Origin of the sequence: Pseudoalteromonas sp. OANN1, assembly GCF_024124685.1 — a bacterium.
GTDB classification, from domain to species: domain Bacteria; phylum Pseudomonadota; class Gammaproteobacteria; order Enterobacterales; family Alteromonadaceae; genus Pseudoalteromonas; species Pseudoalteromonas piscicida.
The window spans coordinates 130,288-142,631 of record NZ_JAMXSE010000003.1; the positions used below are offsets into that span (position 1 = coordinate 130,288).

At 37.0% G+C, this 12,344-nt stretch carries 10 protein-coding genes; all 10 read left to right on the forward strand.

Translation table 11 applies throughout. The features are described 5' to 3' along the window. Positions 1–444 precede the first annotated feature (444 nt). The 10 genes from NH462_RS03965 (at position 445) to NH462_RS04010 (ending at position 12,339) form a co-directional block, all read left to right on the forward strand. A complete protein-coding gene (locus NH462_RS03965; RefSeq protein WP_253104251.1) occupies positions 445–1,560 on the forward strand; it encodes a polysaccharide export protein in 1,116 nt (371 codons plus the stop codon). Between the two features lie 12 nt (positions 1,561–1,572). Beyond that, positions 1,573–2,007: a low molecular weight protein-tyrosine-phosphatase gene (locus NH462_RS03970; RefSeq protein WP_253104254.1), complete on the forward strand. Its 435-nt coding sequence runs from the start codon at positions 1,573–1,575 to the stop codon at positions 2,005–2,007. A 14-nt stretch (positions 2,008–2,021) separates the two neighbouring features. Further along, positions 2,022–4,244 carry a polysaccharide biosynthesis tyrosine autokinase gene (locus NH462_RS03975; protein ID WP_253104257.1) on the forward strand — a complete coding sequence of 741 codons (2,223 nt, stop codon included), beginning with the start codon at positions 2,022–2,024 and terminating at the stop codon, positions 4,242–4,244. A gap of 25 nt (positions 4,245–4,269) precedes the next feature. Beyond that, entirely contained in the window at positions 4,270–5,214 is a 945-nt protein-coding gene (locus NH462_RS03980; protein ID WP_253104260.1) for a polysaccharide pyruvyl transferase family protein, read from the forward strand. Between the two features lie 8 nt (positions 5,215–5,222). Further along, positions 5,223–6,443, forward strand: a complete 1,221-nt coding sequence (locus NH462_RS03985) for an O-antigen polymerase (RefSeq protein ID WP_253104263.1) — start codon at positions 5,223–5,225, stop codon at positions 6,441–6,443. Beyond that, the gene (locus NH462_RS03990) at positions 6,436–7,575 is read left to right on the forward strand and encodes a hypothetical protein (RefSeq protein WP_253104266.1); all 1,140 of its coding nucleotides are present in this window, start codon (positions 6,436–6,438) and stop codon (positions 7,573–7,575) included. Before NH462_RS03985 ends, NH462_RS03990 begins: the two co-directional genes overlap by 8 nt. Beyond that, positions 7,572–9,059, forward strand: a complete 1,488-nt coding sequence (locus NH462_RS03995; protein ID WP_253104269.1) for a lipid II flippase MurJ — start codon at positions 7,572–7,574, stop codon at positions 9,057–9,059. Before NH462_RS03990 ends, NH462_RS03995 begins: the two co-directional genes overlap by 4 nt. Positions 9,060–9,120: 61 nt before the next feature. Further along, positions 9,121–10,191, forward strand: a complete 1,071-nt coding sequence (locus tag NH462_RS04000) for a glycosyltransferase (protein WP_253104271.1) — start codon at positions 9,121–9,123, stop codon at positions 10,189–10,191. 3 nt (positions 10,192–10,194) lie between these two features. Beyond that, positions 10,195–11,232: a polysaccharide biosynthesis protein gene (locus NH462_RS04005; RefSeq protein WP_253104274.1), complete on the forward strand. Its 1,038-nt coding sequence runs from the start codon at positions 10,195–10,197 to the stop codon at positions 11,230–11,232. Then, entirely contained in the window at positions 11,233–12,339 is a 1,107-nt protein-coding gene (locus NH462_RS04010) for an NAD-dependent epimerase/dehydratase family protein (RefSeq protein WP_253104277.1), read from the forward strand. The last annotated feature ends 5 nt before the right edge of the window (positions 12,340–12,344 follow it).

Genomic DNA, 12,344 nt, shown 5'->3' on the forward strand with positions numbered 1-12,344 from the left:
AAACACCTTAGGTCAACGTGGTAGGAGCGAGTTCACCTCGCGATCTTTTACGTAAACTAAAACCAGCATTTAGGAGCTACAACCTAAGGGCGGAAGCGTGCTTAAATACCGTAGCAGCGACTTTATGTCGCGACAAAATGGTTCAAACTCAGACGTAGCAGATTTACGCCGCGACCAAGGACCAAGGATTAAATTGCAAATTAAGAAACAACAAAAACAACAATCTAAAAAATAAACTCAAACTTGATAAAGGCTTTTAACCACATCTCTAGGTAAAAACATAGAATATAGAGTGAGATCTTGCGCAAAACTTAGTACTCACTTGCGATTAACAATCGTGCATGCTTTAATTAGCCCACGAAATTTTTATTGTCTCTCTACTATTTAATAAAGGGCAATAAAAGTAATGAAAAGAAAAGATTACAACACTTTTGGGAAGAAACAATGGCGCTACGCTGTAAAACTATCATTGCTTCAGCCGTTCTGATGACAATGAGCGGCTGTACACTTGTTCCTGGTGGCCATTTTGAAGGGATCGGCTCTGGTGAACAAACCGCAAATCTAGAACGCGACTTAGAAAAAGTAAATATTCACATCATCGATTCTCAGTTAGTTCAAGAGCACAAAATCAAACAAGCCAAAAAAATTGACCGTTCGTCACTTGCTGGTATCGATGTCTCAAACTACGAATATCGTTTAGGTGTTGGGGATGTCATTACGATTGGTGTTTGGGATCACCCTGAACTTACAATCCCGGCAGCGGTACAAAGAACAGCCGAGTTTGATGGTTTCCGTGTTCAAGCCGACGGCACTATTAATTTTGCCTACGCCCCAAAAGTTCCAGCAGCAGGTAGAACAGTAAATGAGTTACGTGAAGATCTTACTAAACGCTTAAGTCGTGTTATCGAAGAGCCCCAAATCGATGTCAAAGTGGTTGGCTTTAGAAGCCAAAAAACATACGTAACCGGTGAAGTAACAAAACCGGGTGTATACCCAATTACAGAAACGCCAGTTACGCTAATCGATGCAATAAACCAAGCTGGCGGCCTGACTGAAAGTGCAGATTGGGAAACCGTAACATTTACTCGCGGAGAGAAAACAGAGGTTATTCAACTCGATGACTTCTATGCCGAGGGCGATATTTCACAAAACCGCTTGTTACAACACGGTGATATCATTCATATCAGCCGCAACGACAAACGTAACGTGTATGTGCTAGGCGACGTAATTAAAGCAGGCAAAGTAGACGTAAATCGCTATGGCTTAAGTCTGGCTGAAGCACTCACAGATGTTGGTGGATTTAATGAACGCACAGCTGATGCTAATGGTGTTTTTGTACTGCGTAAACGCGACCTACAAAAAGATGGTGTACTTGCAGATGTATATCAACTACATGCTAAAAACGTAGCTTCTCTAGTACTTGCTGAACAGTTTGAACTTGAGCCGCAAGATATTGTGTATGTTACTAGCGCGCCACTTGCTCGCTGGAACAAAGTTATCAGTCTATTATTGCCGTCACTGTCTACAGTAGACGCGATTAAAGATATAGAAAATCAGTAATTGTGAGTACTCATGTTTGATAGTGTTTTAATGGTTTGTGCGGGTAATATCTGTCGTAGCCCTACGGCAGAGTATCAGCTAAAGAACAAACTAAGTGGTAAAAATGTAGCTGTTTCGTCAGCTGGATTAACCGCCCTAGAAGGAAAAGCCGCTGATATGTTAGCGCAGGAGTTGGCGAAAGAACAAGGAATCGACATGAGTGAGCACCGAGGTCGCCAGTTAACTGGTACCTTGGTCGCACAAAATAGTCTCATCCTCGTAATGGAACAAAGGCATTTAACTGACCTTTGCAGCCGTTACCCTCACGCTCGTGGCAAAACCTTTTTGCTTGGCAAATGGATTGGCGATAAAGAAATTCCAGATCCCTATCGCCAATCACGTGAAGCGTTTGAGCATGTTTATGAGCTTATCGATAGCGCCTGTGGCGCTTGGCAACAGTATTTATAAGGATCCGTGAGTATATGAATGCTCAGCCAAATTTTATCTCAAGTCAAAAGTCTTCAAAAGAAGAGGCAAAAGAAATCGATTTAATGGCGCTCGTTGGCACATTATTAGATGCAAAGTTCTTTATTGCAGGTATTACCGCGTTATTTATGTTGCTAGGTATAGCCTACGCAATATTTAGCACACCAATCTACCAAGCAACTGCAATGGTACAGGTTGAGGAAAAAGGAGGGGCGGTGCCTGGTTTTGACGACATGTCTGGTATGTTTGAAAGCACCTCAGCCGCGGTAACCGAAATCGAGCTGCTAAAATCCAGAAGTGTCATTGGTGAGGCTGTTGATGCATTAAACTTAGATATCGTTGTTGAACCAAAACTATTTCCGCTATTTGGCAGCCTCAGCTTCCGTAAATTTGTTGCACAAAGCGAAGGCGAAGTCGCAGAGCCAAGCCTCGGCGCGAGCTCTTATGCATGGGGTGGTGAGCAAGTTGAAATACACCGATTTAAAGTGCCAATTAGCGCAATCGGTGAAGTATTCGTTTTGCAAGCGATATCGGAAGAGTCTTTTGCATTGTTAACAAGTGATGGCGATGAAGTACTCACGGGTAAAGTCGGTGCAGAAGTAAAACAAGGCCAATTTGAGCTGACCATTAAGACCTTGATTGCACGTCCAGAAACCGAGTTTTCAATCGTTAAACGTAATCGACTCCAGACGATTTTAGATCTACAAAGCGCAATTTCAGCATCTGAAAAGGGCAAAGACTCAGGTATTATTAATCTTGCGCTGCAAGATGCAAGTCCTGAATATGCAGAAAAAGTGCTAGACAAAGTGGCTGGTATTTATGTACGTCGCAACGTAGAGCGTAACAGCGCTGAGGCACAGCAGTCTCTCGAGTTTTTAGAGGTGCAGCTTCCAGAAGTTAAACGCAACCTAGAACGCGCTGAAAAAGCCTTTAACGATTACCAGATTCGCCAAGAGTCTATTGATATTAGCCTAGAAACACAGGGGGTTTTAGAGCAAATTGTAAAACTAGAAACTAAACTGCAAGAATTAGAACTAAAACGTTTAGAACTTGGTCGTAAATTTAAACGTGAACATCCCTCTTACCGTGGTGTGGTAGAGCAAATTGATACCGTAAAGCGCCAACGCAATGAACTAGCTGGTGAAGTTCAGGGGTTGCCAGAGACTCAGCGGGAGCTGTTACGCTTAAAGCGTGATGTAGAGGTAAATAATGAAATCTACACGCTGCTCCTAGGTAAAACTCAAGAGCTAGATATTGTGCGTGCAGGTACGGTAGGTAATGTTCGTATAGTAGATTATGCAGAGGTAAATACCACCCAGCCAGTTAAGCCGAAAAAAGCATTAATCGTTGTAATGGCAACTATGCTGGGAGGTATGTTAGCTATTGCTATTGTATTTGTTCAAAAAGCGCTGCATAAAGGGATTGAAGACCCTGCGGAAATTGAAGCGTTAGGCTTACCTGTATACGCCAGCGTTCCTTTCTCGGATTATCAAGTGAAACTTACAGGCTTTGCCAAAGCGCGTAAGGGCAAAACAGCAAAAGCCAAATCTATTTTGGCAATAGACAACCCAGCAGACCTTTCGGTCGAAGCTCTCAGAAGTCTGCGTACAAGTTTGCACTTTGCCATGCTTGAGGCAAAAAACAACGTTATTGCGGTTTCAGGCCCGAGCCCAGGTGTTGGTAAGTCGTTTATTACTGTCAACTTAGCAACAGTCTTAGCACAAAGTGGTAAAAAAGTGCTTGTAATAGACGGAGATATGCGTAAAGGATACCTGCAAACTCAGTTTGGTATGAATTGGGATGAGGGGTTAAGCGATTATCTATCGGGTCGTTTGAGCTTAGCCCAAGTCATTAAGTCAAGCCAAGTCGAAGGCTTGCAGGTAATGACCCGAGGCCAAATTCCACCTAACCCTTCAGAGCTATTAATGCATAAAAATTTTAGTAAATTGATTGGTGAAGTGAGCAAAATGTACGACTTAATTATTGTTGATACACCACCAATTTTAGCGGTAACAGATCCTGCTATTGTGAGTGCACATGCTGGTACAACATTACTAGTAACCCGTTTTGGTCAAAACCACGCAAAAGAGCTAGAAATTACGCGTAACCGTTTTGAGCAAAATGGTATTGACGTAAAAGGGGTAGTATTCAACGGTGTAGTCAAGAAATACAATAACAAATATGGATATTATGGTTACTATAACTATGAATATCGCTAGAAGTTGAGTTTTTTGGATAGAATTAATGAAAAAAGTTACGTTATATAGCCCTGGATTAGCATCGTATAATGTGGGTGATAAAATAATTGCTGATGCAGCAAAGAAAGAAATGTCGTATATTTTGGATAATGCATTTGTTACGGAAATACCAACGCATACACCCCATAGTTTTTACTATATGCGCCCTTTAATCCAAAATGACCTTAAGTTTGTATTGGGAAGTAATTTATTAAAGTCCACATTTTTTGGATTCAAACGACAGTGGGATATTACACTTCTAAAGTCATGGATAACAGGACCTTGCGTTTTAGTTGGGGTTGGTTGGTGGCAGTATAAAAATAACCCTAATTTCTACACAAAGCTATTGTTGAATAGCGTCTTAGATAAAAATTATGTTCATAGTGTACGAGATGATTACACTAAAAGTATACTCGAAGGTATTGGAATTAAGAATGTCATAAATACTTCTTGTCCGACAATGTGGGCTCTTAATCAAGAGCATTGTTATGAGGTCAATAAAAAGACTTCTGAGAATGTTGTCTTTACACTTACTGATTATAATAAAGATGTAAGTAGAGATTTGGATTTTATTGACTTAATTAAAAGAAAATATAAGAATGTTTATTTTTGGCCTCAAGGTATTGGTGATTTTGAATATATTACGCAGTTGGGTTTGGAGGGGGTTGATATTATACCGCCTTCACTTGAAGCGTTTGACCATGCATTAGAAAATCTAAACGTTGATTATATTGGAACTAGATTGCATGGTGGTGTTCGAGCCCTCCAGAAGAAAGTAAAAACATTAATATTGGCAATAGACAATAGAGCTAGAGAAAAAAGTAAATCATTTGGCCTACCTGTAGCTGAAAGGGGGGACTTGATGTCGGTATCAAATTTTATTGCTAAAGATTATCAGCTAAACATACGTATTCCTGAAAAGAATATATTGGAGTGGAAGTCTCAATTCTAGGTGGGAATATGGTAAAGGTTTACTTTTATTATATATTTTTTGGTATTGTTGTTTTTTATTTTGGACCGTTAAAATATCCAAGTGAAAATCAAATGGAAACTTTCCTTTTTTTAGCTGTTTATTATGGAGCTTTGAGTTTTGGTTTTTTAGTTGGAAGTAAACTCTTTTATACTAAACCTAGGTATTCAATACGCTCTAAAGAACCTGTGTTTTTATTTTTATCATCAATAATATTGTCGATGGCGGCTGTTTTATCAATGCTTTCTAATGTTGATGGGAGCCTTTATCAGAGTATTAAAGAGGGAATATTCGATTCGGGTAACGCATATTACGGTAATATTGAAAAAGAGAAAGTGGGTTCAATATATAACCAGATTTATGTTTTTTTGTTTCCTCTGTTTTTTATTATTGTTTGCGTTGGAGTACAAAAATTTAAAGAATTGTCTTTTCTGAATAAGTCGTTGTTGGTAGCTATAATTTTGATAAATGCTTTCTCATATATAATTAAAGGTACCAACTTTGGCGTGTTCATGACTATAGTTCCTATAGTAGTTTCTATTTTTATGAAAAGTCAAAAGATAAGTAAGGCTAAGTTACTAACTAGTGTAGCTGTAACTTCTATTTTTATTACTTATTTCCTAGTTGCAATTACAAGTAGATTGAATTTCGATTATGTTCCCGGAAGTATTTCGGGAATTGAGGTTGATAAAGAACACTTTATTTTTTCATTTTTTCCTGTGAAGTTAGCAGTTGCTATTTCTGTAGCTTGTTCTTACATCTCTCAGGGATATTATGGTTTGTCGCTTTCTTTTTCTTATCCATTTGACTCTACCTTTGGTTTTGGCTCTGGTTATTTTATTATGTCCAAGTCAACTATGTTTGGTGCGAACGAAATTGAACTTTGGTTAAAAACATATCAACAAAAAATGGCTGTGTACTGGGATCCTAGAATACAGTGGCATACAGGATTTGTTTGGTTAGCTAATGATGTTAGTCATTATGGTGTTCCAGTACTAATGGGCTTTTTTGGGTTCTTATCTTCACTAGTCTATAAAAGTGCGAAAGAAGAAGGGGCTAGTGTTTCTGTAGCATTATTTTCAGTTATAGTTATCATACTTTTTTTTATTCCTGCGAATAATATATTAATGAGTAATCCGTTTATATTTTTTTCATTCTTTACCTTGTTGATTGTTTGGTTATGTAGCCGGAGGTATTATCTTAATGTCTAAAAAGTATTTATTTGTAGTAAGGGGCTACTATCCGGAACTATCTGCGTCGGGTAATTTAATAAAGCCTTTATTGGAGAGGCTTGCTGTTGATAATGAGATACATGTTTTATGCTTTAGCTCGAGAATATCGGAACCAACGTGTTCTGAAAATATTAAGGTTTTCAGGATTCCACTTCCCAGCTCAAATAGATTCAAAGATTTCATTACTAATCGACTTTCGGCTAAAAGTGAAAAATATAGCTTGGTTGTTGCAGCAAAGAGAGAGATCGAGAGACTGGATTCGATAGAAGTGTATGAGCACATAGTTTCTGTAACATTTGAGGAGTCATGTGCTTTATTAAATTCAAATATTGATAAAAGTAAAAAAATTGCACTTTTCTTGGAAAAACCACCAAATAGTGGTCTTTTTGGGATTATTAGGAAGCTAAAAGATCACTCAAACAAACAAGTATTTTTATCTATGTTAAAGAACATGGAGTCGGTTATTTGTTTACCAATTTTGCGCAAATATCTAGAAAGAAATAACTTTAATCCTGAGCGTGTAGACTTTATTGAACACCCAATGGTTTCAAACCGCTGTAAAGAGAGGGAGGGAGGTTCAAACCCTAGAGCTTTATTATTGTATGCTGGGGGAATCGACAGAACTCAACGAAATCCTTTGATGGCTCTCAACTTTCTTTGCGGCTTAGAGCAAGATTTAAATATTGAATTTTATTCTTATGGAAATATCTTAACTTCATTAAAAAAGAAAAAACTCAAGAATGTTAGTTTTAATGAACCCGTCGACTCTAGCGAATTAGAGCATTATTACCAACAAGCAGACTTCCTAATTACTATAGGTAATGTACAGGTAGATATTATGCCCAGTAAGATTTTTGACTGTATCTCTACTGGAATACCGATTATACACTTTTCTAAATCCAAAGATGACCCTTGTTTAGAGTATTTGGCCAAATATAAATTTGCGCTGACATTACAAGAGTCAGAGTTAAGTTTGAGAAGAGATAAACTTATTAGTTTTATAGATGAAATGAAAGGGAAGCGTGCCGATTACTCATACATTCAAAATACGTTTTCTCATTGTACGGCTGAGACAAATGCACTACTTCTTGAGAAGTATATAAAGAAATGAAAATAATCACATTATATGTCTTTTTTGCATCTATTGTATCTCAGTTATTGGCATTTGTTAGGGAAGTGATGATGGCTGCCAATTTTGGCGCATCGAAGATAACAGATGCTTATGTCATATCTATGCTAGCTCCTACTATTATAATTGGCTTTATTGCATCAGGTATTAGTGCTGTATATTCCCCCTCATATGCAAGAATAGCGGCGCAGTTTAACAAGGTAACAGCAAACCTTTATACTAAAAGCTTTTGCTTCTTACTTTTCTTTGTAGGCGTAGGATTGTCTTTCCTATCTTTAGTACTCTACAAATTGTTAGGAAGTGATCTTTTTTATGGTTTCAATAGTAGCCCAATATATTTTCAGTTTTTTGCTATTACTGTTTTTTCAATGCCATTCCTTCTAGCCTCTAACATATTGGCTTCCTATTTGAATATAAGAGGCCATTATGTTCTTTCTGCTTTTTCTGTTCTGCCTATAAATGTTATATCAATAACATTTATTCTGCTTTCGGTTGTATATGAAGATGTTGCTTTAATTGCATATGGGTATCTTTTCGGTGTAATTTGTACGTTTCTAATACAGTTTTTTTCCGTGAAAACGGATGTCTTTAATAGTTATAAACTGGGAACAGCGAAGGAAATTAGGAAAAGTGTCGCATTGGCGTGTCCTGTAATATTTGGTGTTGTTTTTAATCAATTGAATTTTGTTATAGACAGGGGTATGGCTATTTCTATCGCAGAAGGAGCTCTGTCGACATTAAATTATGCTGTAAGAATAGGATCAATAACGGAGTTTGTTATCGTTGCAACGTTACTTTCTTTATTTTTTCCTATAATGAATCAGAAATATTCTGTCAGGGATTTTAATAAACTTTCATCCCTAGTGAATGAGCTGGTAATATTGCTGATATTTTTAACTGTACCTATTTCTGGTGTGTTGTATTTTTATTCGTTGGATATTATTAAGTTTATCTTTGAGCGGGGGCAGTTTAATGGCAGTTTGTCATTAGATGTATCAAGAATACTGAGTGTGTACTCTATAGCAATTCCTTTTATCGCCCTGAAACTGGCTAGTTTAAAAGTTTTTTACTGTCGAGGTGAAACTTTTTTACCAATGATCGTGTCAATTATTTTTGTGATTATTAATGTTGTTGGAAATGTTGTATTAATAGAGTTTTATGCCTTGCTTGGTTTAGCTTATTCAACAGTAATCTGCGCTATACTTAGTTCTATATCTCTTTTCTATTTGTCAGTTCGTAATACAGAAATATCTATTGACTTTAGATTTGTTTTGTTTTTTATTTTGTTCGCTTTTTCTGCTTTTTTTATTTCATATTCTTTTGTTGAAGGACTCTTTGAAGCTAACCTTTTTATTGAAGTGGTTTGTTTGTTTTTACTATATTTATCTACTTTAGCCTTGGTGGTATTTAAATCGAAGTTCTTAAAAGGGTTGGTAGTTAATTTTTATATTTTTAAGGGCGTGTGAATTGGAAGTGAGGAATGTTTTAATTAACGCATCTAATCTACATTCTGGAGGTGGGGTCCAGGTGGCTGCATCCTTTATTTATGAGCTGAATAATATATTGGGTGAAGGTGATTCGAGTGGTTTTATATATTATATATTTGCCTCTGAAGCAGTTTTAAAGTCTGTGCCTATTATGGAATATACGCATAAAAATGTTAGATTGCGCGAATGTAATTACTTTGGGAGTAGGGCATTACCTCCTGAGCTCGTCTCAATTTCTAGAAAATGCTGTGTGAGCTTTACTATATTTGGCCCGGTTTATAGAAAGTTGTATTCTAAGGTGAATGTTGTTGGTTTTGCTCAACCATGGATTATTTATCCAAAGAATGAGGTTTATAAGAAGTTAGGGTTTTTCGATGCACTAAAGAGTAAATTGAAATATCGAATTCAAAAAAAGTTCTTTAAAAAAGCAGATTTACTCGTAGTTGAGCATGACCTAGTAAAGCGGAAATTGGTCGAACAAGGTTTTTGTAAAGACGAAATTGAAGTTGTCAGCAATGCGGTTTCAGCACCTTTTTTGAATTCTAATTTAAGAGAAGTTCTTCCAGAAATTGAAATTAAAGAAAGGATAAAGTTAGGCTATATTGGTAGAAACTACATTCATAAAAATCTAGAATTTATTTTGGAGATAAATGATATTCTTATTTCTAAGTATAAAGAAAAGGTTGGTTTTGTTTTTACTTTGTCAAATGAAGAAATGGATGAGCTATCATTTGACGTGAAAGATAACTTTTATTCTTACGGTGCTATAAATAGTATGCAGTGTCCAAGCTTCTATGAAAAAATAGATGGTTTAATATTCCCAAGTCTTTTGGAGTGCTTTTCAGCATCGCCATTAGAAGCTATTATTTCAGGCAAACCAGTTTTTGCTTGTAAATTGCCATTTGTTTCAGAGGTTTATCATGAGTTGAATACGCTTTTTGAACCTGGTGACGCAGAGGTGGCAGCTGATTTAATCTATAGTTACTTTCACCAAAGTAAGGAGGGAGCTGTTAATCATAACGCTCTTGAAAATGTAAATACTGCAAAAGATAGAGCTCAGCAATATTTAAGAATAATAGCTTCAAAAACAAGTCAAAATGAGGTTGATTAATAGATGTTTGAAAATAAGGTTTTACTAATAACCGGTGGGACAGGCTCATTTGGTAATGCGGTTTTAGAACGCTTTTTGAAATCTAGTATTAAAGAAATACGTATATTTTCGCGAGATGAGAAAAAGCAAGATGATATGCGCAAAAAATACAATAGCCATAAACTAAAGTTCTATATCGGTGATGTGAGAGATTATAACTCAATACTTTCTGCAACTCGTGGCGTTGACTATGTATATCACGCAGCAGCGCTTAAACAGGTACCTTCTTGTGAATTCCACCCGATGCAAGCGGTTAATACTAATGTAATTGGAACCGAGAATGTTTTAGAGGCTGCAATCGTAAATGGTGTATCAAGAGTTGTATGTTTAAGTACTGACAAAGCGGTGTATCCTATAAACGCGATGGGGATTTCAAAAGCAATGATGGAAAAAGTCATGGTTGCTAAATCGCGGACTGTTGAGAAAAGTAAAACGGTTATCTGTGGAACTAGATACGGTAATGTCATGGCATCTCGAGGCTCTGTAATTCCGCTATTTATTAGACAAGTGCTTGAACAAAAGCCAATTACAATCACAGATCCGTCAATGACACGTTTTATGATGACTTTGAACGATGCCGTTGATTTGGTTTTACATGCATTTGAATATGGTACAAATGGTGATATTTTTGTTCAAAAGGCACCAGCTGCAACAATTGAGGTATTAACAAAAGCAATACTAGAAATGGTCGGTAAACCAGAACATCAAGTAAATATAATTGGCACAAGACATGGTGAAAAGCTTTTTGAAGCGTTATGTAGTCGTGAAGAAATGTTCGTTGCAGAAGATCAAGGCGGTTATTACCGAATACCGGCCGATAACAGAGATCTAAACTACTCACAATATGTTGAAGAAGGTCAAGAAGACCTTTCAAAGATTGAAGATTATAACTCGCATAATACCGAACGTTTAAACGTAGAAGAAATGAAGCAATTGCTACGTAAACTTGACTTTATGAATGAAATTGAGTCTGGCAATCTATTTGTTCCAGAAGGTGTTTAAATGAATATTTTAGTGACCGGTGCCGATGGCTTCATAGGTAAAAACTTAATCGTCAGCCTTAAGCGCAACACAAATGTCGAAATTTTAAAGTTTACACGCCAAAATAGCTTAGATGAATTAGGCTCATTGATTGAAAAGTCAGATTTTATTTTTCATTTAGCTGGCATAAATAGACCCGAAACAGAAGACGAGTTTAAATTTGGCAATGCAGATTTAACTTTAGCGATTTGTGAGCAAGTAAAAGCGACAGGGCGTAATATACCAATTGTTCTGAGTTCTTCTATTCAAGCTGAGCGTGAAAACGCGTACGGCCATAGTAAGCTTTTAGCTGAAACATACCTTTTAAACTTACACAATGAAACGGGTAACAGAGTTTACCTTTACCGTCTACCAAATGTCTTTGGTAAGTGGTGTAAGCCAAATTATAACTCTGTTGTTGCGACATTTTGTCATAACATCGCTAATGGCTTACCTATTCAAATAAATGATGAAAACGCATCGCTCAATTTAGTGCATATTGGTGCAGTTATAACCTCGTTTATTGATGTGCTTTATAATCAGCCTACAGACAAGATACATGTTGATGTTGAGCCTGTTTACAAAGTGACTTTGGGCGAATTAGCTGCAAAAATTTATGACTATAAAAACAGCCGTGAGACTTTAATCACCGAACGCGTTGGTGATGGTTTTGAGCGCGTTCTATATGCGACCTATATAAGTTATATAAAGCCAGATGATTTCGGTTATGAAGTTGTACAACACGAAGACCCTAGGGGGCGCTTTGTTGAGATGCTTAAAACGAAAGATTCTGGTCAATTTTCATTCTTTACAGCGCACCCAGGGGTAACCCGTGGTGGCCATTATCACCACTGCAAGACTGAAAAGTTTTTGGTTATTAAAGGTAAAGCACGTTTTGGTTTTAGGCATATAGTGACAGACGAAGTATGCGAATTAATCACAACTGGGGATGAGGCTAAAATTGTTGAAACCGTTCCTGGTTGGTCTCACGATATTACGAATATTGGTGAAGAAGAGTTAATTGTTATGTTGTGGGCGAATGAGAATTTTGATCCTCAAGCGCCTGACACGGTTGCTTACAAGGTATAAATAAA

What these genes read in the sequence shown, in the direction of transcription:
- NH462_RS03965 (WP_253104251.1), top strand. Translation starts at nt 445, where the DNA reads ATGGCGCTACGCTGTAAAACTATCATTGCTTCAGCCGTTCTGATGACA.
- NH462_RS03995 (WP_253104269.1), top strand. Translation starts at nt 7,572, where the DNA reads ATGAAAATAATCACATTATATGTCTTTTTTGCATCTATTGTATCTCAG.
- NH462_RS03970 (WP_253104254.1), top strand. Translation starts at nt 1,573, where the DNA reads ATGTTTGATAGTGTTTTAATGGTTTGTGCGGGTAATATCTGTCGTAGC.
- NH462_RS03980 (WP_253104260.1), top strand. Translation starts at nt 4,270, where the DNA reads ATGAAAAAAGTTACGTTATATAGCCCTGGATTAGCATCGTATAATGTG.
- NH462_RS03975 (WP_253104257.1), top strand. Translation starts at nt 2,022, where the DNA reads ATGAATGCTCAGCCAAATTTTATCTCAAGTCAAAAGTCTTCAAAAGAA.
- NH462_RS03985 (WP_253104263.1), top strand. Translation starts at nt 5,223, where the DNA reads ATGGTAAAGGTTTACTTTTATTATATATTTTTTGGTATTGTTGTTTTT.
- NH462_RS04010 (WP_253104277.1), top strand. Translation starts at nt 11,233, where the DNA reads ATGAATATTTTAGTGACCGGTGCCGATGGCTTCATAGGTAAAAACTTA.
- NH462_RS03990 (WP_253104266.1), top strand. Translation starts at nt 6,436, where the DNA reads ATGTCTAAAAAGTATTTATTTGTAGTAAGGGGCTACTATCCGGAACTA.
- NH462_RS04005 (WP_253104274.1), top strand. Translation starts at nt 10,195, where the DNA reads ATGTTTGAAAATAAGGTTTTACTAATAACCGGTGGGACAGGCTCATTT.